We start from the raw sequence: 24,626 nt of genomic DNA on the forward strand, positions 1-24,626 counted from the left end.
AAATGCAGGCAAGATCGCCATTCTCATGGACCAGCGGCTCGATACACAGATTCAGGCGGCGCCGCTGACGCAGGAGGATATCCGCTCGATCCTGCTCGGCATCATGCTGGCGATGTTCCTGGCGGCACTCGACCAGACGATCGTCGCCACCGCCCTGCCGACCATGGGGCGCGAATTCGGCGATGTCGCCCACCTGTCCTGGATCGTCACGATCTATCTCCTGGCCTCCACCGCGGTCACGCCGCTTTATGGCAAGCTGGCAGACATCCACGGGCGGCGCGTGGTGCTGCTCTCCGGCATCACTGTCTTCGTGGTGGGCTCGGTCGCCTGCGCGCTGTCGCCCACGCCGCTTCTGCTCGTGGCGTCGCGCTTCGTCCAGGGCCTCGGCGGCGGCGGCCTCATCGCATTGGCTCAGACCATCATCGCGGACATGGTGCCTCCGAAGGAGCGCGGGCGCTATCAGGTCTATTTTGCCGCCGTCTTCCTGTCCTCATCGCTGCTCGGGCCCGTGCTGGGCGGGGTGATGGCGGAGCGGCTGCATTGGTCGGTGATCTTCTGGATCAACCTGCCGCTCGGGCTCGGCGCCTACTGGATGACGAGCTCGGCGCTCAAGCGCCTGCCGCGCCATGAGCGCCCGCACAAGCTCGACGTGCTGGGAGCGCTGCTGATGACGGCGGCGACGATGTCGCTGCTGCTCGCTCTCTCCTGGGGCGGGACGGCCTATCCCTGGCGCTCCTGGCCCATTGCGACGCTGATCGTCGCTGCTCTGCTGCTCTGGGCGCTCTTCGCCTGGCGCCTGCGTACCGCCGAAGAGCCACTGATCCCGCTCGACATCCTCGCCAACGGCGTCGTGCGCCGGGGCACGGTCGCCGCCGGCTTCGGCATGGGCACCTTCATCGGCCTGACGATCTACCTGCCGCTTTATTTCGAGACGGTGATGGGCCTGAGCGCCACCTACTCCGGCCTCGGCCTCCTGCCGCTGACCTGCGGCACGGTCATCGGCGCGACGAGCTCTGGTCGGGCGATGGTGCATCTGACCCATTACAAGCGCGTGCCGCTGGTAGGGCTCTCTGTCGCGTTTGTCGGCGCGATCCTTCTCGCGGTCTTCTCGGGGCGGATTTCGTTGCTGCCGCTCTGCGCCCTGCTGGCCGTGGTCAGCCTCGGGCTGGGCACCCTGCTGCCCGTCGCCACGGTCGCAATCCAGAACGCGGTCAAGCCACACCAGCTCGGCACGGCGACGGCGGTGGCTAATTTCTTCCGCCAGATCGGCGGGGCGCTGATCGTCGCGGCCTTTGGCGCGATCGTGCTCGGCGGCGTCGGCGGAGCCGGCGCGCATCTTTCGCACGAGGCCCTGCAACTGGGCGCTGTCGATCGGGAGACGATGGTGACGCTGTTCCGCTACGTCTTCGCTGCCGCCGCCCTCGGCTTCGCGCTCGCCCTCATCATGCTGGCGCTGATGGAGGAACTACCGCTGCGCGGCCACGCCGTCGAGGACGCGAAGGTCATCGGCGGCGAATAGGATTCACGGGGCCGTCATGCTCGGGCCTGACCCGAGCATCTCGTAAACCAGGGCTTCCTCGTCTGAAATTCTCGGGTCCGCGCAGGGCGCGGCCCGAGCATGACGCCTAGCCGCAGCGGCCCTCAGTCGCGCAGCAGCTCGTTGATGCCGGTCTTGGAGCGGGTCTGGGCGTCGACGGTCTTGACGATGACGGCGCAGGCGAGCGAGGGGCCAGGCGTGCCATCCGGGAAGGGCTTGCCCGGCAGCGCGCCCGGCACCACCACCGAATAGGGCGGCACCTTGCCGATATGGACCTGGCCGGTGGCGCGGTCGACGATCTTGGTCGAGGCCGAGAGAAAGACCCCCATCGAGAGCACCGAGCCCTCGCCGACGATCACGCCCTCGACCACCTCGGAGCGGGCGCCGATGAAGCAGTTGTCCTCGATGATGGTCGGGTTGGCCTGCAGCGGCTCGAGCACGCCGCCGATGCCGACGCCGCCCGAGAGATGCACGTTCTTGCCGATCTGGGCGCAGGAACCGACCGTCGCCCAGGTGTCGACCATGGTGCCGGAATCGACATAGGCGCCGATATTGACGAAGGAGGGCATCAGGATCACGCCCGAGGCAAGATAGGAGCCCTTGCGCGCGGCCGCCGGCGGCACGACGCGGAAGCCCGCGGCGCGGAAGCGGTTCTCGCCCCAGCCTTCGAACTTGGAGGGAACCTTGTCCCAGAACACGGCCTCGCCGGGGCCGTTGGCGATGATCGCGTTGTCGGTCAGTCGGAAGGAGAGCAGTACCGCCTTCTTCAGCCATTGATGCACGATCCAGTCGGCACCCTGCTTCTCAGCGACGCGAGCCTGGCCCGAATCCAGCATCTCGATGGCCTGCTCGACAGCTTCGCGCACTGGCCCTTGCGTCGTGACGCCGATCTCGGAGCGGTTCTCCCAGGCGGCTTCGATGGTGGCGGCGAGATCGGCGAGGGACATGCGCGCAGCTCCGGCAGGGTTCTTGAAGATCGTGGCGAGCGATGGCGGATGAGCGCGTGCGCGTCAAGCCGGCCGGCGGCGCAGCAGATAGGTGTCCATGATCCAGCCGTGCCGGGCGCGCGCCTGTGCGCGGACACGAGCGATCTCCGCGGTGATCTCTGCCAATGGCCCCGCCATCAGGATCTCGTCCGGCGTGCCGAGATAGGCGCCCCACCAGATGTCGATGTCTTGCGGATTGATTGCCGCGAAGGCCTGCTCGCCGTCGAGCATCACCACGACACTATCCTGATCCGCCGGGAAACCGGCCGCGAGCCTGCGTCCCGTCGTGACGAGGATCGGTCCGCCGATGGTGTTGAGCGGAATGCGATGGCGCGCCGCCAGCACCTGCACGCTGCTGATGCCGGGATAGACCTGCCAGTCGAGCGCGAGCCCCGAGGCGGCGACCCGCTCGATGATCCGCAGCGTGCTGTCGTAGAGCGCCGGATCGCCCCAGACCAGCAGAGCCCCATTTTGCCCCTCATGGAGCTCCGCCTCGAAGAGCGCGCGATAGCCGGCGGCGATGCGCTCGTGCCAGTCGTCCACGACGCCGCGATAGTTGTCGCCGGCCTCGGCACGCTTCGGGATGGCGACCGGGACGGTGCGATAGCCCGGCTTGCGGATGAAGCGGCGGCAGATCGTCTCGCGCAGCGCCCTGAGCGCCGCCTTCTCCTCGCCCTTGTCGGGAATGAACAGGACATCGGCGCGGTTCAGGGCCTCGATCGCCTCGACCGTCATGTGGTCGGGATTGCCGGCCCCGATGCCGATGATGAGGATTTTGCGCATGCCGCCCCGCCGATGGCGAGGGGCTTAGAGCATCGGGTCGAAAAGGGGAACGGCCTCTCGGCTACGGGGCGTCATTCTCGGGCCTGACCCGCGAATCTCATGCACAAGAATGCGCCGGAGTATCTCCCCGCCAGAGATGCTCGGGTCAGGCCCGAGAATGACGCCGTCTATGTCTTCAGGCCGCGCGACCGATGTTCTTCTCGGCGCGATCGCGCGGAAGCGCCGGCCCTTGCTCGGGCAGGGTGACGGCCAGCAGGTCGACGAGCCGTTGCATGCGCGCCGGCAAGGCGGAAGCGGCTTCGAGATCGGCTCGGCCCCTCGCCATGGCGAGCGCCCGGCGCAGCTCCAGCCGGCTCGCGCCGGTGCGAACGATCTCGTCCATGACGATCCGGTCGATCGGGCCGATCGTCGCGTCGACCTCTGCCTCGGTGATCCCAACCATCCCGACACCTCCGTCGCTTGATTCCGGGTCGGCGCCAGAGATAGGCAGATGGCGAACGCAATACAAGTGTTTGTTTTTACTGCATAAATAGAACGATTCGAAGGTAATCTTCCCATCTTGCCCTGCCCGCGTGACCCCATCATGACGGGAGGGGCCGCCCAGCCGCTGGCGGTGCTCAGGCGCTCTTGGCGATGGCCTCGATCCGCTCGATGCCGCCGAGCCGTGGCGCGAAGCTCGTCCAGACCTTGCGAGCGCCGGCCTGCCACCCCTCGCGATCCTCCGCCGGCGCGACCTTGCCGCCCTCGGCCGCGGCGCGGGCCATCGAGGCAGCCTCGTCGGCCAGCATCAGCACGTCGAAATAGGCGGCGCCCTCGATCACCGCGGCGGCGAGCGCCTCGCGATCCGGCGGCGTCAGCCCTGTCCAGAATCGGCCGCCGAACATGACGACACCGCTCGCCCAGATGTGGCCCGTTTCGATCAGCCAGGGCACGACCTCATGCAGCCGGAAGCCGACATAGGCGGATTTCGTCAGGTCCATGCAATCGACCACGCCGGTCTTCAGGGCGTTGTAGGTCTCGGGGATCGGGATCGGCGTCGGATAGGCGCCAAGCCCTGACCAGAGCTCGGTATGGAGCGGGCTCTGGATGACGCGGATGCGCTTGCCTTTGACCGAGGCCGGCGTCGTGAGCGCCTCCTTTGCCAGCAGGTGCCGGGCGCCGTAGTTGATGTAGGCCGGCACGATGAAGCCCTGTGCTTCATAGCGTGTCTTCAGATCGGCGCCCAAGGGGCCTGCCAGGACGCGACCGAGATGGCCACGATCGCGGAACAGGAAGGGCAGGTCGAGAATCTGCCCTTCGGGCACCCAGGCCGACAGGGTCGAAACGGTCGAGAGCGCGGCGTGAATCGAGCCCAGCCGCAGGCCCTCCGCGACCTCTTTCTCGCCGCCGAGCGCGGCATTGGGCACGATGCGCAGGTCGAACCGGCCCGGCGCGGAGCGCTCGAGCACATCTGCGATCCGGCGCCAGATCTTCGTCTCCGGCTTGTCCTCGCCGAGCAGGGACGCGACCGTGACCGGCCGGCCCGCTGCGAAGGCCCGTGCGCCGCTGAAGACGGCGGGCGCGGCAACAAGGCCGGCAGTGATGTGACGGCGGGTGAACGGCAAGGGGGACCTCCGCGGATATCGTAGCGGCATCGCCTGAAACGCGCACTGCGGCAAGTGGTTGCCGGGCATGGCGGTATCGCGATTTCGTGCTCGGCGCCAATCGGCTATCCAGTGCCGCAGCGACCGGCGGAGACTTGCCTGATGACCGACACCCACGCGATTTCCTCCGGAGCCCTGCAGGCGACTGTTCGGGCGCAGGGTGGCGAACTCGTTGCGCTGGCCGATGCGAAGGGGCCGGCGCTCTGGCATGGCGGGCCGGAATGGCCGCGCCATGCGCCGGTGCTCTTCCCGGTTGTCGGGCGGCTGACGGACGATACGCTGATCCATCAGGGCCGCAGCTACCGCCTGACCCAGCACGGTTTCGCCCGCGACGCACTCTTCACCTGGGTGGAGCGCGGCACGGACCGCGCCGTGCTGGAACTGCGCGAGAGCGCCGAGACGCTGGCGATCTATCCCTTCCGCTTCGTGCTGCGGATGATCTACGCGGTTGCCGGCGATACGCTGAGCGTGACGACGCAGGTGAGCAACCCTGCCGAAACGCCGCTGATCTGCGGCGTCGGCGCACACCCGGCTTTCCTCTGGCCGCTCGTCGAGGGCGTTTCCAAGGAAGCGCATCGGCTGAGCTTCCCGGAGGTAGAACCCGGCCCCGGCCGCGCTGTCGAGGGCGGGCTGATCGGCGGGCCGCTCCCGCTGCCCTTCTCGGGCAAGGAATTGCCGCTCGCGGAAGGCCTCTTCGCCAATGACGCGATCGTCATTCCCGATGTCGCCAACCGCTCGGTGCACTTCGCGGCGCTCGACGCCGCCGGGCAGGAGCGTCGCGCGCTGACGGTCAGCTGGGAGGGGTTCTGGGACCTCGGCATCTGGTCGAAGCCGACGGGCGCGCCCTTCCTGTGCATCGAGCCCTGGGCCGGCATGGCGAGCCCCCTCGGCTGGCAGGGGGAGTTTGCCGACAAGCCCGGTATCATGGCGCTGGCGCCAGGCGAGAGCCGCGACTTCACCTGGCGCGTGACGCTGTAGAGCCCTACGAACTTATTTCTTCTCGATGTTCCAGAACAGCATGACCGGCGCCGCCAGCACGCCGGCCACGTTGGTGCGGCGGGCATAGGGCTGGTCGAACTGCCCGAGCACGCGATAGGGCTGCACCTCGGCGAGGCGCTTATGCAGCGCTTCCAGCGCGACCTTCCGGCTCGCATCGTCAGGCGCATCGACGAAGGCGCCGCGCAGCTTCTCGGCCTCGGCGTCGCAGGGCCAGCCGGACCAGGCGCGCTCGCAGCCCATATTGGTGCCGATATTGGTCAGCGGAGACTGCATGGTCGCGCCGGAGGCGAAGGTCACGAAGAGGTTCCAGCCGCCCTGATCCGGCGGGTTCTTGTTCTGCTGGCGGGTCGTGACCGCGCCCCAATCGGCGAACTGCACATCGACATTGAAGCCGACGGCCTTGAGGGCAGCTCCCGCGACCTCCGCCATGCGGCCGATCGGCGCGATGTCATTGCTGGTGCTCAGCACCAGCTTCTCGCCCTTGTAGCCGCTCTCCTTGAGCAGCGCCTTGGCCTTCTCCAGATCGGGCTTGGCATAGCCCTCTGCGCCGGCCTCGATGCCGTTCGGCCCGCCGCAGACGAAATAGGCGCTGCAGCGCTTCCACCATGTCTCGTCGCCGAAGCCGGCGGCAAGGAAATCGGCCTGGTCGGTCGCATAGGCGAGGGCGAGACGCGCCTTCGGATTGTCGAAGGGCGGGTGGAGATGGTTCGGCCGCAGCATCGCCTGGGTGGAGAGGTTGGAATAGCGCTCGACCTTGACCTGGCTGTTCCCCGAGATGACCGGGATCAGGTCCTGGCTCGGCTGCTCCCAGATGTCGATCTCGCCGGTCTGCAGCGCCGCGGCGGCGGTCGCAGCGTCCGGCATGATCAGCCACTCGACCCGGTCGACCTTCACGACGCGCCCGCCGGAGAGCCCGTCGGCCGGCTCGGAGCGCGGCACATAGTCGGCGTTGCGGTCGTAGACGATCTTGGAACCGCTGCGCCATTCCTCGCGGTTGAACTTGAAGGGGCCGGAGCCGATGGTCTCCATCACCGGCTTCATCGGGTCGGTCTTGGCGTCGGCCTCGCGCATGATCACCGGGATCTGGCCGACGGCCGAGCCGAGCGCGAAGGGCACCAGCGCCAGCGGCCGCTTGAGCTTCAGCTTGAAGCTCGCATCGTCGATGGCCTCCATCCCCTCGGTATATTCGCCGAGCTTGCCGCCGATGGTGTCGCGCTTCATCCAGCGCGTCAGAGAGGCGATGACGTCCTTGGTCGTCACCGGCTGGCCGTCATGGAATTTCAGGCCGGGGCGCAGCTTGAAGGTCCAGGTGAGCTTGTCCGACGAGGTCTCGAAGCTCTCGACCATCTGTGGCTTGGGCTCGAGATTGGAGTCCCAGGCGAAGAGTGTCTCGTAGATCATCAGCCCGTGCATGCGGGTGATGACGATGGAGGCAGAGACGGGGTCGAGCGTCTTCAGGTCCGCATGCGGAGCGACGCGCAGCACGCGGTTCGCGGCCGGTTGGGACTGGGCCGCAGCCGATAACGGCAGCAGCGCGGAGGCCGAGAGCAGAAGCGCGGCAGCGAAACGGGGCAGGTGCATAGGGTCGTCTCCTCCATAGGCACCGGCTGGCGCGTCGTCAGCCGGCGCGGTGCATTTGCAAAATTCTTGCCCGGTGGCCGGAGACCCGCAGGTCGCCCTCGCCATCGAGCCAGAGGCAGGGCCGATAGCGCCAGGGGCCGTGGAGCAGATCTCCCAGAGCCCGGCCGTTTGGCAGCGGTGTCAGCTTCGTCACCGTGCCGCCGGAAGGCCACGCCATCAGCGCCGTGCCGTCCGCCCGGATCTCGATCTCGGTGCCGAAGCGCGGCTCGTGCCAGCGGCCGACGAGCCTTCCGTCGAGCGCGGTGCCGCCGGGCACGCGCCGCAGCGTTCTATTCGCGCCGCCGATCAGGCCCGAAAGCGTGTCGGCCCCCTCTGCGCGCAGACGGATGTCGAGATAGGCAGGCAGGCTGCGTAAGCCCCCTTCGCCATCGCCGACGAGGCGCTCGAAGCCGCCCATGAAGCTGATCGAATCCGGCGCGAGCTCCGCCCAGAACGGCCCTTCATCCGCGGCGAACAGGCCGGCGGGCGCTTGGCCGGCGGCCGGAAGCTCCTCGCCGAGGAGCGCCGCGAGAACGGTCAGCGCCGGCCAGAGCGCCTCTTCCTCGCGGTTGGTCATCACCACGACGCCGACGCCATGGGCCGGCGCTATCAGGAAATGATTGCGATAGCCCGGCAGCGAGCCGCCATGGCCGATGACGTCGGTGCCGCCGAGCCGGCTGCAGACCAGCCCGAGCCGGTAGGCGCTCTCGCTGCCATCTGCGAAATGGCGGGGCGCGGCGAGCTTCTCCAGCATGCCGGCGAGCGGTCCGCGTCCGGCGAGCAGCGCCGAAAGCCAGCTCGCGAGATCGGTGGCGGAGCCGGCGATGCCGCCCGAGGCAGAGAAATGGAAGCCGTAATGGCCGCGCCGCCAGCCTTCGGCCGCGCGCCAGTAGCCGGTGGCGAGGCCGGGAACGATCTCGGCGCCGTCATAGGGCAGTCGGAAGGCGAGGCCGAGCTCGCCGGAGAGCGCCGCGACGATTTCGGCATAGGGCTTGGCCGAAACCTTCTCCAGCACGCGTTGGCCAAGGCGCCAGCCGGTGTTGGAATAGGCCATCTCCGTGCCGGGCGTCGAACTCAGCGACGGAAAGAGCCTTGCGAGCGCGAAGATCTCCTCGGCATCGAGCGTCGCCGTATAGGGCACGCCCTGCTGCCAGAAGGCCTCCATCATGTCAGGCAGGCCGCCGGTCATGTCCAGCGCCCGGCCGAGCGTGACTGCGGCCAATGGCGCCGGCAGCTCCGGCAGCCAGCTTCCGAGCGTGGCATCGAGCGGCAAGCCGGCCCGCAGCAGCGCCACGGCCAGGACATGCTTGCTGATCGAGGCGAAGCGGTTGACCGTCGTCGGCGTGAAGGGCAGGCCATGCTCGATGCTGGCGAGCCCCCCGGCGAAAGCCTCGCGCACGCCGTCGCGGTCAAACAGGATGACCGTGCCGCCCGGCCCGGCTTCGCGCTGCCAGCTTGCGGCGATCTCGTCTGCGCGTTTGGCGGCGCCCGCCCAGTTCAGCGTCATCGGTGCGGCCTCAGGCTTGCGGGAGGGCTTCACCCAGCAGGTTGCGGATGGCGCGCATGAAGACGCGCGCCCCGGTGCCGATGGCGTCGTCCGGGAAGTCGAAATCCGGATTGTGCAGATGGGCCGTGGCGCCGGAGCCGAGCAGGAACATCGCGGACTTGGCCTTGCGCCCGAACAGGCCGAAATCCTCCGAGCCGCGCGAGGGCGGCGTCGGCCCGTGCGGCACCTTCTCCTCGTCCATCGCCCGGCGCAGCATGGCGACGACCTCCGGCTCGTTTTCGCAGTGGTGGAAGATGTCGTGATAGCTCAGCGCGACGGTGAGCCGGCCCGCCTCGGCCGCATCGCGCGCGAGCTTTTCTGCGGCCTCGCAGAGAGCACCCATCTGCGCGTCGTTGACGGTCCGCAGCGTCGCCCACAGCTCGCCATGGCCCGGCGCGATGCCGAAGGCCTCTTCGCCGATGGAGACATGGGTGACGGTCACGAGCCGGAAATTCGCATCGAGCGGGCCGCCGGGGCCGAGCGCGGTCAAGGCCGGAATCAGCGCCGCGATGGCCGGCGCCGGCGAACGGCCATGCTCTGGCGTCGAGGCATGCGAGGTCTCGCCGGTCAGCACGATCTTGATACCGCGGGAGGCGCAATTGGCGGCGCCCTCAGAGATGCGTGCCTGCCCAACGGGAACGCCCGGGCGGTTGTGCAGGGAGAAGGCGTAGTCGGGCGCGATCTCCGCGAATTTCGGGTCGGCGATGACGGCGGCGGCACCGGCGCCGGTTTCCTCGGCGGGCTGGAACAGCAGGATGGCGCGGCCGCGCTGCGGCGGGTTGCGTGAGAGGCCCCGCGCCACGCCCGCCAGGATGGTCATGTGTCCATCATGGCCGCAGAGATGTCCCTTGCCGGGAATCTCGGAGCGATGGTCGCTGTCCGACAGTTCCTCGATCGGCAACGCATCGAGTTCGGCGCGGATCATCACCGTGGGACCCGGCTCGGCGCCCTCATAGATGGCGGCGACGCCATGGCCGCCGAGCCCGGTGACGATGCGGTTGGGGCCGGTCGGCTTGAGGATTTCGACGATGGTAGCGGCGGTCTCGCGTTCCTCGCCCGAGATCTCGGGCCGGCGATGCAGCCGGTGCCTGAGCTCGACGAGCTCGACCATATCGCTGTTGGTCAGGAACATAGGCCTTCCTCTCCCTGCGGCCGGCACTTCAAGCGGGTGGCCGGCTCTTGGCAGAGGTTCGACAATTCGCGCGGCTCGGCAAGGCGGTCCTGTGCCGGGGCGCCATGCGCTGGGTCGTCGGCTCGAAAGCGGGGAGGCGACTTTCGGAGGGCGTCGATGCCCTGTGCGTCAGTCGGCGAATTCGGCGTCGACCTCGGCGTCGAAGGCCCGCGCCAGCATGGCACGGCAGGCCTCGGCCTGTGCGCGGGCGGAATCGAGCGCGATATGGGGCATGATCTCGGCGAGATCCCGCAGCGCGAAATCCACGGCGGACATCAAGCCGAGCGCGGGCTCGGGCGGAGCGGAAGGTTCCGGCGGGCGACGAAACGCAATGACCTGACCCATAGACTTACTCACGCTGACGGCGAATCGGCGGTCAGTGTGGGGGGCGAGGTTTCAGGAAGTGGTTAACGCGACTGGCGGGCGCGCATTGAGGTCCATTTCGAAATTCTCAGCCCTCATCCTGAGGAGCCGCGGCAGCGGCGTCTCGAAGGATGCTCGAGGAGGCTCCTGAACCATCTGGAAAATCCTTCGAGACGCAGCCTCCGGCTGCTCCTCAGGATGAGGGCTGAAGGGGCCCCGCGGTGCGACTCAGCCGAAGCCGTGCAGACTCGCGCCATGGCGCTTGAGCCAGGCTTCGGCCTCTTCGGTCTGCGGGTAGAGCTTGTGGGTCAGTGCCCAGAAGCGATGCGAATGGTTCATCTCCTTGAGATGCGCCACCTCATGCGCTGCGAGATAGTCGAGCACGCCGGGTGGGGCCAGGATGAGCCGCCAGGAGAAACTGAGATGCCCCTGCGAGGAGCAGGAGCCCCAGCGGCTCGTCGTGTCGCGGATGGTGATCTTGCGCGCCGGGATGCCGAGCGTGGCGGTGTGGCGGCGCACCGCCTTCTCAAGGTCCTGCAACGCGAGGCGGCGCAGGAAATCCTTCACCCGGCGCGGCACATGGGCGGCCTCGCCCGCCACCGCGATGATCGGCTGGCCGTCCTGGTCGCGCGTCGCCTGCGTCACGCCGCGCGCCTTCGACCAGTGCACGATGCGGTGCGGCACGCCGCGCAACGGCACGGACCGGCCGGTCTCGAAGGGGACGATCTGCGGCCGCTTGGCGATGCGTGCCGCGATCCAGCCGCCATGGTTCTCCGCGAAGACCCGCCCGGCCGCGAAATCGGCGCGCTCGGGCAGGGTCAGCGTGATCTCGCCGGTGGCCTGCGAGACGCGCAACGTCATCCGCCGCGCATTCGCACGCCGCTTCACCAGGACGGGAAAGCGCGTGCCGGCATGGACGACCTCGATCCGGTCGGGGTCCGGCTGGCGCCTGAACAGGGAGATGCGCATCGCCTGCGATTGTGCGGGATTCGCGGGCGATGGGGAAGAGCTCGTCAGCCCGCGACCTTCAGCGCCTTGCGCTGTTCGCCGGCGCTGCTGTTGCGACGCTCCTTGGCGGCTTCCATGTCGAGGCTGACCATGAAGTCCGAGATGCGCGGCGCAATCTCGGAGCGGAAGCGCGAGCCGTTGAAGACGCCGTAATGACCGACCTTGGGCTGGAGGTAATGCACGCGCTTGGAGTCTGGGATGTTGACGCAGAGGTCGTGCGCGGCCTGCGTCTGGCCGACACCGGAGATGTCGTCGTTCTCGCCCTCGACCGTCATCAGGGCGACACGGCGGACGGCCGTCAGGTCGACGGGCTTGCCGCGGTGCTTCATCGTGCCCTTGGGCAGCGCATGCTGGACGAAGACTGTATCGACCGTCTGGAGGTAGAACTCCGCGGTCAGGTCCATGACGGCGAGATACTCGTCATAGAAGTCGCGGTGCTTCTCGGCGGAATCGCCGTCGCCGGTGACGAGGTGCTTGAACATCTCGTAATGGGCGGTGACGTGGCGGTCCATATTCATCGCCATGAAGCCCGAAAGCTGCATGAAGCCGGGATAGACCTGCCGGAACGCGCCCATATGCGGCATCGGCACGACCGTGATGCAGTTGCGGCGGAACCAGTCGATGCCGCGCTCCTGCGCGAGCAGATTCACGGCGGTGGGCGAGCGGCGGGTGTCGATCGGGCCGCCCATCAGCGTCATCGAGCGCGGCGCGCAATTGTCGCCTTCCGCCTCCATCCGCGCGATGGCGGCGATGACCGGCACCGCCGGCTGGCAGACGGCCATGACATGCGTGTCCGGCCCCAGCGTCTGCAGCATCGAGATGACGTAGTCGATATAGTCGTCGAGATCGAACCCGCCGGCCGAGAGCGGTACGAGCCGGGCATCGATCCAATCGGTGATATAGACCTCGTGGCCGGGCAGGAAAGCCTCGACCGTGCCGCGCAGCAGCGTGGCGTAGTGGCCGGACATCGGCGCCACCAGCAGAACCTTGGGCTGCGGCTTGCGCCGGCCCTCGATCTGGCGGTCGAAATAGACGAGCCTGCCAAACGGGCGCTCCCAGACGACGCGCTCCACGACCGGCACCTTGACGCCGTTGATCGTGGTCTCGTCGAGGCCGAAGGCCGGCTTGCCGTAGCGGCGCGTGACGCGCTCGAACAGCTCGCAGGAGGCCGCCATCGTGCGCCCGAGCGGCGTATAGGTCAGCGGGTTTGCCGGATTCTTGAACGCGAGATGCATGGCGTCCGAGAGGCCGCGCATGGGGCTCACCATCATGTGAACCGCTTCATAAGCGTGGTAGGCGAAGGACATCGGGGCCCCTTGCATTCTGTTGTTCCTTGCTATGCAACATAGCATGCTGCATCGCAGCGATGCACCTTAAGTCTATTTTATTCTCATTCAACCCGGCTAAAGGCTAAGAATCTCCTATTCAGGGGATAAGCCTCGGCGTTTATGCGCCGCGGCCAGATGGAGGCTAAGCCGACGTGAACGCCCCGGACCTCTCGGAACCGGCCCTGGCCCGCGCCAGCCGCGATCTCAGGCTCGATACGCTGGTCAGGCTGCGCTGGCTCGCCATTGTCGGGCAGAGCGTCGCCGTCGCCGGCGTCCATTTCGGCCTCGGCTTCACGCTTCCCTTCGGCTGGTGCTTCATCGTCATCGCCGTCTCCGCTTCGCTCAACATCGCGCTGCGCATCCGGTTCCCGCTCAGCCACCGTCTGACCGACGGGCCGGCGACGGCGCTGCTCGCCTTCGACATCGTCCAGCTCGCCGCGCTGCTCTTCATGACGGGGGGCTTGCAGAACCCTTTCGCGATCCTTTTCCTCGCGCCGGTCATGATCTCGGCGACCGCGCTGCCGCCGCAGCGCACGCTGCTGCTGGGCCTGCTGGCGATCGTTCTGGCGACGGCCATCAGCCGCTACCACATGCCCTTGCCCTGGGCCGGGGATGAGCGGCCGGTGCTGCCGCCCTTCTACCAGCTCGGTAACTGGGTCGCGCTGGTGCTGGGGCTCTCCTTCACCGGCATCTATGCCTGGCGCGTCGCCAAGGAGGCGCGGGACCTCTCCGACGCTCTCGCCGCGACCGAGCTGGTGCTCGCCCGCGAACAGCATCTGTCTCAGCTCGACGGGCTCGCCGCCGCCGCCGCCCATGAGCTCGGCACGCCGCTGGGCACCATCGCGCTCGTCGCCCGCGAGCTCACCCGGCTCGCCCCGCCCGAGGGCGAGATGGCGGAGGACATCGCCCTGCTGCGCGAGCAGGTCGAGCGCTGCCGCGGCATCCTCGGCAAGCTCTCGAGCCTGCAGGACGCCGATGGCGGCCCGCTCGACCAGCTCACCTTGCGTCTCCTGATCGAGGAGGCGGCCGGGCCGCAGCGGCCCTTTGGCGTGCCCTTCGAGATCACCATGACGGGCGAAAAGCCGGAGCCGATCTGCCGGCGCAATCCGGGCATGATCTACGGCCTCGGCAACATCGTCGACAATGCGGTCGACTTCGCCAGCGCGACGGTCAGCATCGCCGCCGATTGGACGCAAGGTGGCCAGGTCGTGCTGACCATCGCCGATGATGGGCCGGGCTTCCCGCCCGACGTGCTGATGCGCGCTGGCGAGCCTTATCTCTCGCGCGGGGCGGGCGAGAACCGTGCCGGCGGCGGGCTGGGGCTCGGCCTCTTCATCGCCAAGACGCTGCTTGAGCGCGGCGGCGCGACGCTGGAATTCTCCAACCGGCCCGCGCCGGCGAGCGGCGCGTCGATCCGCATCGCCTGGCCTCGCGACGTGTTCGAGGCCGGTCGATCGGGCGATGGGGCTACCCAGCCGTGGGCATAGACACTAAATGAAGCCGGCTGAGCCGAAATTCGGCCGGCGCAACGACACGACACTTCGCGCAGCCGCAGCGCGCCTGGAGCAAGCGGCAAGGAGACGATGATGCAGGATACGCCGAGCGAGAGCGGCAGGCCCGAAGCGGGCGCCGACATGACCCTTCTGCTGGTCGACGACGACAAGCCGTTCCTGACCCGTCTCGCCCGCGCCATGGAAGGCCGCGGCTATGCCGTCCGCACCGCCGACAGCGTCGCCGCTGGCCTCGCCGCGGTGGAAGAGGCTGCCCCCGCCTTCGCGGTGATCGATCTCAGACTCGGTGACGGCAACGGCCTTGACGTCATTGCCCGCCTCAAGGAGCGCCGCCCCGACGCGCGCGGCGTCGTGCTGACCGGCTACGGCAATATCGCGACCGCCGTCAGCGCCGTGAAGCTCGGCGCCTTCGACTTCCTCGCCAAGCCGGCCGATGCCGACGAGATCCATGCCGCGCTGGCCGCACAGCGCGATGCCCGCCCGCAGCCGCCGGAAAACCCGATGTCGGCCGACCGGGTGCGCTGGGAGCACATCCAGCGGGTCTACGAGCTCTGCAGCCGCAACGTCTCCGAGACGGCCCGCCGGCTCGGCATGCACCGGCGCACGCTGCAACGCATCCTCGCCAAGCGTGCACCACGCTGAGATGCCGATATGGCAAAGCCGCCGGACCTGAGTCCGGCGGCTTTTTCTTTTGTCCTGGCGGCCTGTGATCAGGCCGTGCCGGCGCAGGCGACACGCGCCGAGCGTCGCTCCAGCGAGACGGCGAAGGCGGCAAGGCCCAGCGCCACCAGCGGCACCAGCGCGGAGACCGGCGCGATGGCGCCATAGCCCAGCCCCTGCGTGATGACCGCGCCGCCGAGCCAGGCGCCGAAGGCGTTGCCGAGGTTGAAGGCGGCGATGTTGAGGCTCGACGCCAGCCCCTGACCGGCGCCGCCGGCCTGCTGCAGCACCCACATCTGGAGCGGTGCGACGGTGGCGAAGGCGGCAGCCCCCAGCACGAAGGCGGCGGCGACCGCGCCGATCTGGCTGTGGAAGGCGAAGGTTGCGGCGAGCATCACCACGGTCATCAGCGCGAGCGAGCCGATCAGCGAGGGCGCGAGGCTGCGATCGGCCCAGCGCCCGCCGAGCAGGTTGCCGACGACGAGCCCGGCACCGAAGACGAGCAGGACCGGCGAGACGGCCGCTTCGCTGAAGCCGGCGAGCTCGATCAGGATCGGCTGGATGAAGGTGAAGATCGCGAAGATGCCGCCGAAGCCGAGCACGGTCATGACGAGGCCGAGCTGGACCTGCGGCCGGGCCAGGACCTTGAACTCTTCCGACAGCGGGCCGGGCGCGGGGCGCTCCCGGTCGGCCGGGACAAGCGCGGCCAGCACGAGGAAGGCCACCACGCCGATGCCGGTCACGGCCCAGAAGGTCGAGCGCCAGCCATAGGCGAGGCCGAGCCAGGAGCCGAAGGGTACGCCGAGCAGGGTCGCGAGCGTCAGCCCCGTGAACATCAGCGCGATGGCCGAGGCCTTGCGCTCCGGCGCGACGAGGCTGGTCGCGACGACGGAGCCGACGCCGAAGAAGGTGCCGTGGGCCAGCGCCGTCACGATGCGCGCGCCCATCAGCCAGCCGAAGCTGGGGCTCAGCGCCGCGGCGAGATTGCCCAGCGTGAAGATCGCCATCAGCACGAGCAGCGTCGTCTTGCGCGGCAGGCCGCGGGTCAGGATGGTCAGGATAGGCGCGCCGACGAAGACGCCGAGCGCATAGCCGGTCATCAGCAGGCCGGCGAGCGGGATGCTGATGCCGAGGTCGGAGGAGACCTGCAGCAGCAGGCCCATGATGACGAATTCGGTGACGCCGATGCCGAAGGCACCGACGGTCAGGGCATAAAGGGCAACGGGCATGGAATGCCTCCGGGAACGGGTTCGGCCCCGCAGATAGCGCCGTGCGTGCTTGTGAATTAGACTGCGGCAAAGATCAGCAATTGTGAGGTGAATTCACAGTGCCGCGGCCCGAGGTCAATCGCTCTGGCGAGATGGAGGTCTTCGCCCGCGTCGTCGAGCTCGGCGGCTTCTCGCCGGCGGCGCGCGCGCTCAGGATGACGCCTTCGGCCGTCAGCAAGCTCGTCGCCCGGCTGGAGGCGCGGCTCGGCGTCAGGCTCATCGTCCGCTCCACCCGCAAGTTCATGCTGACCGAGGAGGGGACCACCTTCCATGAGCGGACGCTGCGCGTGCTCGCCGATCTCGACGAGGCCGAGCGGGCGGTCGCGGCGTTCCAGATCCCGCGCGGACGACTGCGCGTGAACGCCAATGTCGCTTTCGGCTGGCATTACCTGCTGCCGGTGGCGCCGCGCTTCATGGCGGCGCATCCCGGCATTCAGCTGGACATCTCGATCACCGACGCGGTGATCGACCTGGTCGATGAGCGTGCCGATGTCGCGATCCGCGTCGGCCCGCTCAAATCGTCCCAGCTCGTCGCGCGCAAGCTGGGCGAAAGCGTCTCGGCGATCGTCGCCTCGCCGGATTATCTGGCGGCCCGGGGAGCGCCGGATCATCCCGATAAGCTCGCCGGCTACGATCTCATCACCTTCAACTTCGCGCGGCACCGCGACACCTGGCCCTTCGTCATCGACGGTGAGCGCGTCTTCCTGCCGGCTCATGGCCGCGTCACGGTCGGCGATGGCGAAAGCGCGCGGCGTCTCGCGCTGGCCGGTCAGGGCCTGACGCGGCTCTCGCTCTTCCATATCGCCGACGACATCGCCGCCGGCCGGCTCGTGCCGGTGCTGGAGGCCTTCAACCCCGGCGATGTCGAGGAGATTCACGCCGTCTATGTCGGCCATGGCGGGCGCCTGCCGGCCCGCGTGCGCGCCTTCATCGACTTCCTCGTCGCAGAGATCGACCTGCGCCCCTTTGCAAGGCCGCTAGCACCGACGCGGAAAGCGCAAGCTGCCGCCTCAGTCTGAGGGGGAAGGGTCCTCGATCAGGGCGAGCCGGTCCGAGGCCAGCCGCGCCAGTGCTATCGTCAGCATCTTGCGGCGCGCGGCGTTGAGCGGATGGCGCGGCGGCTCGCGCAGCAGGGCGCCGCCATAAGCGTCCGCGACGATCAGTCCGACATCCTCGGGCAGGATCTCCTGCGGGAAATCGGGCGCCACGGCGAAGAGGAAGCCGTCGCAATAATCGCGGTAATCCGGCCATTTGCCGTCGACGCGATAGTCGGCGATGCCGGACTTGACCTCGACGACCCAAAGCTCGCCGGAGGGCGAGAGCGCGACGATGTCGCCGCGCCGTCCATTGGCGAAGGTCATTTCCTTGACGATGGCATAGCCGCGCTCGCGCAGATGGCGCGCCGCGCCCCGGCACACCATGCGTGTGATGTCGGGCCGCGCCGGTGGCGGGTTCAGGAGGGATTCCGTGAGGGACATGCCTTTATGTTCCCTCTTTGTTTCATGAAATGCAAGGCTTCAGCGCGATGGCATCGGACCGGAAAGTGTAATCCGCTTTTCGGAATAATCCGATGCGATAACAATGCGATAGATCATCGTGGCCGCGTCCGATGGAACGCGCGATGATCTAAGCCGTGTCCCAGCCTTCCCGGATCAGCTCGGGCGTGTCGCATTCGTCTTCAGCCCAGCCGATGCAGAGATAGGCGATCAACTTCCACGCTGGCGGTGCCTCCAGCGCGGCACAGATTTCCGCCGGCTCCAGGATCGAGACCCAGCCCACGCCGAGCCCCGCGACCCGCGCCGCGAGCCAGAACTGCGTGATCGCCGCGACGACCGAATAGTCGAGCATCTCCGGCATGGTCTGCCGGCCCAGCCCATGGCCGCGATCCGTGCCGTGGTCGCAGAACACGGCGAACTGCACCGGCGCCTCGCGCAGGCCCTCCAGCTTGAGCCTTGCATAGAGCGCGGCGCGCTCGCCTTCATAGGCGCTCAGCGCTTCTGCGTTGCAGCGGCTGAAGCTCGCCTGCACCGCCTCGCGCTGTCGCGGATCGTCCACGGCCATCCAGCGCCAGGGCTGCGAATGGCCGACGGAGGGCGAAAGCTGCGTTTGCGCGATCAGCCCCTCGATCAGCTCGTCCGGCACGGGATCGCGCCGGAAGCGCCGGACATCGCGCCGCCAGCGCAGCAGCTCCGTGAATTGCGCTGCGAACGCCGCGTCGAAGACGGGCGGCGTGCTCACGGCGCTCCGGCCGTCGCGATGGCGTGGAAGAACGAACCGGTGACGTGGCCGCGCCGGCTGCCGGCAGGAGCGGGGGCCGAGCCATGCGGGTCCGTCACCACGGCAAAGGGTGGGTCCTCGCCCTGCGCGACGATGCTGGCATAGTGGAACTCATGCCCGGTCAGGGCCGTGCCGGCGGGGCCGAGCGGCCCGTCCGCCTGCAGCACGGCGCGGCGATAACCGAGATTCATCTTCCGCTTGGCGAAGGAGGTCTCGACCGAGAGCAAGCCCGCCATGGCATGGGCGGAGCCATCGGCATCTGTCAGGCTGCTCCCGAGCACCATGTAGCCGCCGCACTCGCCGTGGACCGGCCGGGCCTCGGCAAAGCGGCGCAAGCCATCGAGGAAACGGCCCGCCGCTGCAATCGTACCGGCATGAAGCTCGGGATAGCCGCCCGGCAGCCAGCAGGCGTCGCAATCTTCCGGCGGAGCCTCGTCCCTGAGCGGCGAGAAGGGGATGATCTCCGCGCCTGCCGCACGCCAGCCGGCCTCGACATGCGGGTAGACGAAGGAGAAGGCGGCATCCCGCGCGATCGCGATCTTGCGTCCAGGCGCGGGCAGGGGCGGCGGGCCATCGCTTGCGGCGGCCACAAGCTTCGTCTCGCCGGCCGCCGCGATGACGGCATCGAGGTCGACGGCTGCCGCGACAGCCTGCGCCAGCGCATCGAGCCGCGCATGGAGATCGGCCGTCTCGCCGGCCTGCACCAGCCCGAGATGGCGTTCCGGCAGGATCAGGCTCGCCTCGCGCGGCAGAGCGCCGAGCACCGGCAGGCCGATCCGCTCCATGCCCTGTCGAACCAGCCGCTCATGCCGAGCGCTTGCGACCTTGTTCAGGATCACGCCGGCGATACGGATGCGTGGATCATAGACCTTGCAGCCGAGTGCGACTGCCGCCACCGATTGCGCCGCCCCCGAAACGTCGATGACGAGCACGACCGGCCAGCTGGTCAGTGCGGCAATGTCGGCGCTCGCCCCGGTGTGTCCTTCAGGGCCCGGCACCGCATCGAACAGCCCCATCGAGCCTTCCGCGACGACGAGGTCGGCACCTTCCGTCGCCTCGCGCGCAATCTGCGCCAGCAGCGCGTCCGGCATGGCGTAGGAATCGAGATTGGCGCTCGGTGCGCCGGTCGCGGCGGCGTGGAAAGCGGGGTCGATATAATCCGGCCCGCATTTCAGCCCGCGCACAGTCAGCCCGCGCTGCGTGAGCGCGCGTTGGAGCCCGAGCGTAATCGTGGTCTTGCCCGAACCGGAGCGTGGTGCGGCGATAAGCAGTCCTCGCGCGCTCATGCCCCGCCCCGCGGCCGGAAGCGCCGGTCATAGTCGACCGAATAGAGAGCGCTCTCGCGGAAGTCTTCCGCCGCCAGCGCAGGTCCGACGAGGATCAGTGCCGTGCGTTCGAGTTTGCTGGCCTGCACCTGCGTGGCGATGCCGGCGAGCGTGCCGCTCAGAACCGTCTCGTCCGGCCATGTCGCGCGGAACACCACTGCGACCGGGCAATCCGCGCCATAGAACGGCGTCAGCTCCGCCACGACCTGCTCGATCACATGGATCGAGAGATGGATGGCGAGCGTCGCGCCCGAGGCGGCGAAGGTGGCGAGCGTCTCTTTCTCCGGCATGGCCGAGGCCCGGCCGGAGGTCCGCGTCAGCACGAGCGATTGCGCCACGCCCGGCAGCGTCAGCTCGCGCTTCAGCGCGGCGGCCGCAGCGGCGAAGGCCGGCACGCCGGGCGTTACGGTGTAGGGGATGCCGAGCGCATCGAGCCGGCGCATCTGCTCGCCGCAGGCGCTCCAGATCGAGAGATCGCCGGAATGCAGCCGCGCCACGTCCTGTCCCGCGAGATGCGCCCCCTGCATCTCGGCGACGATGGCGTCGAGATCGAGCGGGGCGGTGTCGACGATGCGCGCGCCGGGCGGGCACCAGTCGAGCATCGCCCTGGGGATCAGCGAGCCGGCATAGAGGCAGACCGGGCAGGCGGCGATGAGGTCGCGTCCGCGCAGCGTGATGAGATCAGGCGCGCCGGGGCCGGCACCGATGAAGTGGATGGTCATGCCGCAGCCCGCGCCAGTGCGCAGGTGACGCGCGCATTGGCGATGCGCGGCTGCACCAGCGTCCCGCCGGGCCCGGCCGCAGCGAGCGCCGCGGCCTCCGCCACAGAGCCGACGCCATAAAGCGAGGCGATGCGGGTCGAGCGTGTGGCGCAGGCCGCCTCGAAACCCTTCAGCGCTTCGTCGGGGATTGCCACGAGTTCGGCGCCGCGCTCCGTCGCCGCCGCGACGAGGCCGGGCTCGGCGAGCCGGCTCGCCAGCGTGGCGAAGCGCACCGCCGTCGCGCCGGCAAGCCCGGCGACGGCCAGTGCCGCGTCGAGGCAGGCGAGGATATCGCCCGCCCCGGTTCCAGGCCGGAGGCCAATACCCGCGATCAGGCGGCCCTCGCTCAAGGCTTCTCCACCCGCCACTGCGTGACCGGCATCGCCGGGCGCCAGCCATGCTTGCCGCCGACCGGGGCGAGCCGGTCGATCGAGATGCGCCGCAGCGAGCCGCCGTGCACGGCATAGAGCTCGGCCAGCTTGGCCTCGCCCTCGATGGTGACGACGTTTGCGACGAGCCGCCCGCCCGGCTTCAGCGCTTCCCAGGCGGCCTCGAACAGCCCTTCCTCGGTCAGCCCGCCGCCGATGAAGACGGCATCCGGCGCATCGCGCCCGACGAAGCCGGCAGGCGCCGCGCCCACGACCGTGACGTTGAGCCCGCCGAGCTCGAGCTTGTTGCGGGCGATGCGCTCGGCCCGGTCGGCCTTCGCCTCGAAGGCTATGGCCCGGTTGTGCATATGGCGCTGGCACCATTCCACCGCGACCGAGCCCGAGCCCGCTCCGACATCCCAGAGCAGCTCGCCGCCGCGCGGGGCGAGCGCCGAGATCGTGACGGAGCGGATCTCGGACTTGGTGATCTGCCCGTCATGGGCGAACCATTCCTCGTCGAGCCCCGGCGTCAGCGGCAGGATGCGCGAATCGCGCGTGGCGACGACCTCGACGGCGATCAGGTTGAGCGGCACCGTGCCGTCGAGCGCGAAGGCGGAGGCCTGTACTTCGCGGACGCGCTCCTGCGGCCCGCCGAGCGATTCCATCACGGTGATGCGGCTGCCGCCGAGCCCGCGCGCGGTCAGCAGTTCGGCGACAGCGCGCGGCGTGGTCTCGTCCCAGGAGAGGGCCAGGATGCGCGCGCCAGGCTGCAGATGCGGCACGATGCGGTAAAGCGTGCGCCCATGAAGCGAGACCAGCGCGCATTCCTCCTGCGGCCAGCGCATCCGCGTGCACGCCATCGAGAAGGAGGAGAGCTGCGGGATGATCCGCATCTCCTCGGCCGGGATCGCGCGGCTCAGGCTGTTGCCGATGCCGTAATGGAACGGGTCGCTGGTCGCGAGCACGCAGACCTTGCGGCCGCGCTCGGCCAGAATCTGCGGCAGCGCGTTGCGGAAGGGCTGCGGCCAGGGCCGGAGCTCGCCCGGCACGGTGCCTTGCACCAGCGCGACATGCCGGTCGCCGCCGAAGACGATTTCGGCGTCGGCCAGTGCGGCGCGCGCCTCGGTGCTGAGGCCGGCCGGGCCGTCCTCGCCCAGGCCGATCAGCGAAAGCCATGGTGCGGGAACCTCAGGCCCCGTGCTCGACTTTGGAACGTTTTCAAGCAAGGATTGCGTCATGACCGTTCTCATTCTCGGTGGTACGGGCGAAGCTGCGGCGCTTGACGAGCTTCTTGCTGATCAGGCTCCCGAGATTCGCGCCATTATCTCGCTGGCGGGGCACACCGTCGATCCCCGGCCGACGAATCTGCCTGTGCGCGTTGGCGGTTTTGGCGGCATCGAGGGGCTGCGGCGTTATCTCGTCGAGAACGGCATCGTCGCCGTCGTCGATGCGACGCATCCCTTCGCGTCCGTCATGCCCTTCAATGCCGAGCATGCCTGCAAGGCGGAAGGGGTGCCCCTGCTCGCCATCCGCCGCGAGGGCTGGAAGCCACAACCCGGTGACCGCTGGAAATCCGTGCCGGACATCGACGCCGCCGTTCAGGCGCTGGGCAACGTGCCGCGCCGCGTCTTCCTCACCGTCGGTCGGCTGGAACTGCCGGCCTTCGCCGATGCCCCGCAGCACCGCTACCTCGTGCGCGCCATCGAGCCGATCGGAGATCGCCTGCCGGTGCCCCATGTCGACGTTATCCTCGCGCGCGGCCCCTTCGACGCCGATGACGAGGAGGATCTCATGCGCCGCGAGGGTGTCGAGATCCTGGTCAGCAAGAATTCGGGTGGCTCGGCGACGGTCGGCAAGCTTGTCGCGGCGCGCCGGCTCGCCTTGCCGGTCATCATGGTGGAGCGTCCGCTCAAGCCTCATGTCGAGACCGTCGACCATATCGATCAGGTCCTGCCCTGGCTGGTGACGCAGGGGCTCTTCGTCACCGAACGCGGCGTATAGACGTAAGGCTGCTCTGCGCCCCGCGCGATCAGCCGCGTGCTCGACGCTCCGATCATCACCAGCGTCGCCATATCGGCCGTGTCCGCGGCGGCGACCGCTTCCGTAAGCGTCAGGATGCGCAGGTTCTCGTCCGGCCGGCCGACCGCTCGCGCGAAAAGCACCGGTGTCCGGCCCTCCCGGCATTGTGCCGCCAGCTCCAGCGCCTTGCCGAGCTGCCAGGGCCGCGCCTTCGAGATCGGGTTGTAGAGGCAGATCACGAAATCGGCGGCCAGCGCCGCTTCGAGCCGGGCGGTCACCACCTCCCAGGGCTTGAGATTGTCGGAGAGCGAGATCGCGCAGAAATCCCCGCCGAGCGGCGCCCCTGCCCGCGCCGCCGCCGCCAGCATCGCCGTGATGCCGGGTTCGACCGTGATCGGAATGGCCCGCCAACCGGGTTCGCCAGCCTCGAGCGCCTCGAAGACGGCCGCCGCCATGGCGAAGACACCGGGATCGCCGCCCGAGACCACAGCGACCGTCCGGCCCTCTGCTGCCAGTTGCAGGGCATGCGAGGCGCGCTCGACCTCGACGCGATTATCCGAGGCGTGCTTGGTCAATCCCGCCCGCTCCGGCACGCGGTCGACATACGGGCCATAGCCGACGATGTCGGTAGCGATATCGAGCGCGGCCTGTGCGGCTGGCGTGATCCAGTCCGCTGTGCCTGGCCCGAGTCCGACGATGGTCAGAGACCCCGTCACAGTCGCCGCCCCTCGCCGGGCACCAGCACCATGGCGAAATAAGGCGCCTCGTCGTCGGCCTTGTCGGCGAGGCGGGCCACCACCTGCCGCTCCATCGTCGCGCGCTCGACATAGACCGCGCGCTCTTCGAGCCCTGCTGCGATCAGCGCGCGCCGCACCTTCGGCAGGTTGCGGCCGAGCTTCATGATCACGGCTGCGTCCGTGTCGGACAGGCGCCGCGCCAGCTCCGCCTCGGGCAGCGTGCCGGGCAGCACGGTCATCACGTCGTCGCCCCAGGTGATCGGCGCGCCGGCCTCGCCCCAGGCGCCGGTCATGGCGGTGACGCCCGGCACGACCTCGCAGGGGAAGCGCATGCTGAGCCGCCGCCACAGATGCATGAAGGAGCCGTAGAAGAACGGGTCGCCGTCGCAGAGCACGGCGAGCGTGCGCCCGGCCGCCATCTCCGCCGCGAGGCGTTCGGCCGCTTCCTCGTAGAAGGCGGCGATCGGCTCGTCATAGGCAGGATCGCCCACCTCGGCCTCGGTCGTCACGGGGAAGGCGAGCTCGATCTCGCGGGCAGGGTCAGGCGCGAAGATGGCGTCCGCCGTGGCGCGGGCATTGCCGCGCCGGCCGCGCTTGCAGAAATGGACGAGCCTGTCGGCCCTCGCGATGACCTCGCGCGCACGGACCGTCATCAGGTCCGGCGCACCGGGGCCGAGGCCGACGCCGTAGAGCAGGGTCTTTGCTGTCCCGCTCAC

General features: G+C 68.9%; 25 protein-coding genes. 6 read left to right on the forward strand and 19 right to left on the reverse strand.

Annotated features, from left to right (window positions below):
• Positions 1–25 precede the first annotated feature (25 nt).
• Positions 26–1,519, forward strand: a complete 1,494-nt coding sequence (locus tag BoBH3_RS18660) for an MDR family MFS transporter (protein WP_262332339.1) — start codon at positions 26–28, stop codon at positions 1,517–1,519.
• 122 nt (positions 1,520–1,641) lie between these two features.
• On the opposite strand, the gene dapD is transcribed toward BoBH3_RS18660, so the two are convergent.
• The 4 genes from dapD to BoBH3_RS18680 all read right to left on the reverse strand — a co-directional run bounded on the left by dapD (position 1,642) and on the right by BoBH3_RS18680 (position 4,910).
• Complete coding sequence (gene dapD, locus BoBH3_RS18665) at positions 1,642–2,484, reverse strand: 2,3,4,5-tetrahydropyridine-2,6-dicarboxylate N-succinyltransferase (protein ID WP_262332340.1); 843 nt, start codon at positions 2,482–2,484, stop codon at positions 1,642–1,644.
• A gap of 63 nt (positions 2,485–2,547) precedes the next feature.
• A complete protein-coding gene (gene cobF / locus BoBH3_RS18670; protein ID WP_262332341.1) occupies positions 2,548–3,306 on the reverse strand; it encodes a precorrin-6A synthase (deacetylating) in 759 nt (252 codons plus the stop codon).
• 175 nt (positions 3,307–3,481) lie between these two features.
• Entirely contained in the window at positions 3,482–3,748 is a 267-nt protein-coding gene (locus BoBH3_RS18675) for a hypothetical protein (RefSeq protein WP_262332342.1), read from the reverse strand.
• 175 nt (positions 3,749–3,923) lie between these two features.
• A complete protein-coding gene (locus BoBH3_RS18680) occupies positions 3,924–4,910 on the reverse strand; it encodes a TRAP transporter substrate-binding protein (protein ID WP_262332343.1) in 987 nt (328 codons plus the stop codon).
• 141 nt (positions 4,911–5,051) lie between these two features.
• Between BoBH3_RS18680 and BoBH3_RS18685 the strand changes: the two genes are divergently transcribed.
• The gene (locus BoBH3_RS18685) at positions 5,052–5,927 is read left to right on the forward strand and encodes an aldose 1-epimerase family protein (RefSeq protein WP_262332344.1); all 876 of its coding nucleotides are present in this window, start codon (positions 5,052–5,054) and stop codon (positions 5,925–5,927) included.
• A 12-nt stretch (positions 5,928–5,939) separates the two neighbouring features.
• Here BoBH3_RS18685 and BoBH3_RS18690 read toward each other — a convergent pair whose 3' ends face one another.
• From BoBH3_RS18690 to BoBH3_RS18715, 6 genes are all read right to left on the reverse strand, one after another.
• Positions 5,940–7,529, reverse strand: coding sequence for an ABC transporter substrate-binding protein (locus tag BoBH3_RS18690; protein WP_262332345.1), 1,590 nt, complete (start codon positions 7,527–7,529; stop codon positions 5,940–5,942).
• A 37-nt stretch (positions 7,530–7,566) separates the two neighbouring features.
• Positions 7,567–9,075, reverse strand: coding sequence for a serine hydrolase domain-containing protein (locus BoBH3_RS18695; RefSeq protein WP_262332346.1), 1,509 nt, complete (start codon positions 9,073–9,075; stop codon positions 7,567–7,569).
• Positions 9,076–9,085: 10 nt separating this feature from the next.
• Complete coding sequence (locus BoBH3_RS18700) at positions 9,086–10,246, reverse strand: amidohydrolase (RefSeq protein ID WP_262332347.1); 1,161 nt, start codon at positions 10,244–10,246, stop codon at positions 9,086–9,088.
• 168 nt (positions 10,247–10,414) lie between these two features.
• Entirely contained in the window at positions 10,415–10,561 is a 147-nt protein-coding gene (locus BoBH3_RS18705) for a hypothetical protein (RefSeq protein ID WP_262332348.1), read from the reverse strand.
• Between the two features lie 315 nt (positions 10,562–10,876).
• The gene (locus BoBH3_RS18710) at positions 10,877–11,617 is read right to left on the reverse strand and encodes a M48 family metallopeptidase (protein WP_262332349.1); all 741 of its coding nucleotides are present in this window, start codon (positions 11,615–11,617) and stop codon (positions 10,877–10,879) included.
• A gap of 44 nt (positions 11,618–11,661) precedes the next feature.
• Positions 11,662–12,963 (reverse strand): polyhydroxyalkanoate depolymerase, encoded by a 1,302-nt coding sequence (locus BoBH3_RS18715; RefSeq protein WP_262332350.1) that lies wholly within the window; start codon positions 12,961–12,963, stop codon positions 11,662–11,664.
• Between the two features lie 173 nt (positions 12,964–13,136).
• Between BoBH3_RS18715 and BoBH3_RS18720 the strand changes: the two genes are divergently transcribed.
• Complete coding sequence (locus BoBH3_RS18720) at positions 13,137–14,471, forward strand: ActS/PrrB/RegB family redox-sensitive histidine kinase (protein ID WP_262332351.1); 1,335 nt, start codon at positions 13,137–13,139, stop codon at positions 14,469–14,471.
• Positions 14,472–14,570: 99 nt separating this feature from the next.
• The gene (locus BoBH3_RS18725; RefSeq protein WP_262332352.1) at positions 14,571–15,137 is read left to right on the forward strand and encodes an ActR/PrrA/RegA family redox response regulator transcription factor; all 567 of its coding nucleotides are present in this window, start codon (positions 14,571–14,573) and stop codon (positions 15,135–15,137) included.
• Between the two features lie 68 nt (positions 15,138–15,205).
• Here BoBH3_RS18725 and BoBH3_RS18730 read toward each other — a convergent pair whose 3' ends face one another.
• Positions 15,206–16,384, reverse strand: coding sequence for an MFS transporter (locus tag BoBH3_RS18730; protein ID WP_262332353.1), 1,179 nt, complete (start codon positions 16,382–16,384; stop codon positions 15,206–15,208).
• A gap of 98 nt (positions 16,385–16,482) precedes the next feature.
• Between BoBH3_RS18730 and BoBH3_RS18735 the strand changes: the two genes are divergently transcribed.
• Entirely contained in the window at positions 16,483–17,442 is a 960-nt protein-coding gene (locus BoBH3_RS18735) for a LysR family transcriptional regulator (protein ID WP_262332354.1), read from the forward strand.
• On the opposite strand, the gene BoBH3_RS18740 is transcribed toward BoBH3_RS18735, so the two are convergent.
• The 6 genes from BoBH3_RS18740 to cbiE form a co-directional block, all read right to left on the reverse strand.
• Complete coding sequence (locus tag BoBH3_RS18740) at positions 17,434–17,901, reverse strand: MmcB family DNA repair protein (protein ID WP_262332355.1); 468 nt, start codon at positions 17,899–17,901, stop codon at positions 17,434–17,436. The two genes, BoBH3_RS18735 and BoBH3_RS18740, sit on opposite strands and share 9 nt — an antisense overlap.
• Positions 17,902–18,049: 148 nt before the next feature.
• Positions 18,050–18,661: a 5,6-dimethylbenzimidazole synthase gene (gene bluB, locus BoBH3_RS18745; RefSeq protein WP_262332356.1), complete on the reverse strand. Its 612-nt coding sequence runs from the start codon at positions 18,659–18,661 to the stop codon at positions 18,050–18,052.
• A complete protein-coding gene (locus BoBH3_RS18750) occupies positions 18,658–19,986 on the reverse strand; it encodes a cobyrinate a,c-diamide synthase (RefSeq protein ID WP_262332357.1) in 1,329 nt (442 codons plus the stop codon). The genes bluB and BoBH3_RS18750 overlap by 4 nt, the downstream gene beginning before the upstream one ends.
• The gene (cobM, locus tag BoBH3_RS18755) at positions 19,983–20,747 is read right to left on the reverse strand and encodes a precorrin-4 C(11)-methyltransferase (RefSeq protein ID WP_262332358.1); all 765 of its coding nucleotides are present in this window, start codon (positions 20,745–20,747) and stop codon (positions 19,983–19,985) included. The genes BoBH3_RS18750 and cobM overlap by 4 nt, the downstream gene beginning before the upstream one ends.
• Positions 20,744–21,136, reverse strand: coding sequence for a cobalamin biosynthesis protein (locus BoBH3_RS18760; protein WP_262332359.1), 393 nt, complete (start codon positions 21,134–21,136; stop codon positions 20,744–20,746). Before BoBH3_RS18760 ends, cobM begins: the two co-directional genes overlap by 4 nt.
• A complete protein-coding gene (gene cbiE / locus BoBH3_RS18765) occupies positions 21,133–22,392 on the reverse strand; it encodes a precorrin-6y C5,15-methyltransferase (decarboxylating) subunit CbiE (protein WP_262332360.1) in 1,260 nt (419 codons plus the stop codon). The genes BoBH3_RS18760 and cbiE overlap by 4 nt, the downstream gene beginning before the upstream one ends.
• On the opposite strand from cbiE, the gene BoBH3_RS18770 reads away from it, so the two are divergent.
• Positions 22,391–23,155, forward strand: a complete 765-nt coding sequence (locus BoBH3_RS18770; protein WP_262332361.1) for a cobalt-precorrin-6A reductase — start codon at positions 22,391–22,393, stop codon at positions 23,153–23,155. The two genes, cbiE and BoBH3_RS18770, sit on opposite strands and share 2 nt — an antisense overlap.
• Here the strand turns inward: BoBH3_RS18770 and cobJ are convergent.
• Complete coding sequence (gene cobJ / locus BoBH3_RS18775) at positions 23,098–23,889, reverse strand: precorrin-3B C(17)-methyltransferase (protein ID WP_262332362.1); 792 nt, start codon at positions 23,887–23,889, stop codon at positions 23,098–23,100. The genes BoBH3_RS18770 and cobJ overlap by 58 nt on opposite strands.
• Entirely contained in the window at positions 23,886–24,563 is a 678-nt protein-coding gene (locus tag BoBH3_RS18780; protein ID WP_410050629.1) for a precorrin-2 C(20)-methyltransferase, read from the reverse strand. Before BoBH3_RS18780 ends, cobJ begins: the two co-directional genes overlap by 4 nt.
• Positions 24,564–24,626: the final 63 nt, after the last annotated feature.

Origin of the sequence: Allobosea sp. BH3, assembly GCF_025499465.1 — a bacterium.
GTDB lineage: Bacteria > Pseudomonadota > Alphaproteobacteria > Rhizobiales > Beijerinckiaceae > Allobosea.

Excerpts from the sequence above, each read along its gene's own strand:
- dapD (WP_262332340.1), bottom strand. The coding sequence starts at position 2,484 with ATGTCCCTCGCCGATCTCGCCGCCACCATCGAAGCCGCCTGGGAGAAC.
- cbiE (WP_262332360.1), bottom strand. The coding sequence starts at position 22,392 with ATGACGCAATCCTTGCTTGAAAACGTTCCAAAGTCGAGCACGGGGCCT.
- BoBH3_RS18725 (WP_262332352.1), top strand. The coding sequence starts at position 14,571 with ATGCAGGATACGCCGAGCGAGAGCGGCAGGCCCGAAGCGGGCGCCGAC.
- cobM (WP_262332358.1), bottom strand. The coding sequence starts at position 20,747 with ATGACCATCCACTTCATCGGTGCCGGCCCCGGCGCGCCTGATCTCATC.
- BoBH3_RS18700 (WP_262332347.1), bottom strand. The coding sequence starts at position 10,246 with ATGTTCCTGACCAACAGCGATATGGTCGAGCTCGTCGAGCTCAGGCAC.
- BoBH3_RS18690 (WP_262332345.1), bottom strand. The coding sequence starts at position 7,529 with ATGCACCTGCCCCGTTTCGCTGCCGCGCTTCTGCTCTCGGCCTCCGCG.
- BoBH3_RS18780 (WP_410050629.1), bottom strand. The coding sequence starts at position 24,563 with ATGACGGTCCGTGCGCGCGAGGTCATCGCGAGGGCCGACAGGCTCGTC.
- BoBH3_RS18705 (WP_262332348.1), bottom strand. The coding sequence starts at position 10,561 with ATGTCCGCCGTGGATTTCGCGCTGCGGGATCTCGCCGAGATCATGCCC.
- BoBH3_RS18730 (WP_262332353.1), bottom strand. The coding sequence starts at position 16,384 with ATGCCCGTTGCCCTTTATGCCCTGACCGTCGGTGCCTTCGGCATCGGC.
- cobF (WP_262332341.1), bottom strand. The coding sequence starts at position 3,306 with ATGCGCAAAATCCTCATCATCGGCATCGGGGCCGGCAATCCCGACCAC.
- BoBH3_RS18695 (WP_262332346.1), bottom strand. The coding sequence starts at position 9,075 with ATGACGCTGAACTGGGCGGGCGCCGCCAAACGCGCAGACGAGATCGCC.
- BoBH3_RS18710 (WP_262332349.1), bottom strand. The coding sequence starts at position 11,617 with ATGCGCATCTCCCTGTTCAGGCGCCAGCCGGACCCCGACCGGATCGAG.
- BoBH3_RS18715 (WP_262332350.1), bottom strand. The coding sequence starts at position 12,963 with ATGTCCTTCGCCTACCACGCTTATGAAGCGGTTCACATGATGGTGAGC.
- BoBH3_RS18750 (WP_262332357.1), bottom strand. The coding sequence starts at position 19,986 with ATGAGCGCGCGAGGACTGCTTATCGCCGCACCACGCTCCGGTTCGGGC.
- BoBH3_RS18675 (WP_262332342.1), bottom strand. The coding sequence starts at position 3,748 with ATGGTTGGGATCACCGAGGCAGAGGTCGACGCGACGATCGGCCCGATC.
- BoBH3_RS18770 (WP_262332361.1), top strand. The coding sequence starts at position 22,391 with ATGACCGTTCTCATTCTCGGTGGTACGGGCGAAGCTGCGGCGCTTGAC.
- BoBH3_RS18740 (WP_262332355.1), bottom strand. The coding sequence starts at position 17,901 with ATGTCCCTCACGGAATCCCTCCTGAACCCGCCACCGGCGCGGCCCGAC.
- BoBH3_RS18685 (WP_262332344.1), top strand. The coding sequence starts at position 5,052 with ATGACCGACACCCACGCGATTTCCTCCGGAGCCCTGCAGGCGACTGTT.
- BoBH3_RS18660 (WP_262332339.1), top strand. The coding sequence starts at position 26 with ATGGACCAGCGGCTCGATACACAGATTCAGGCGGCGCCGCTGACGCAG.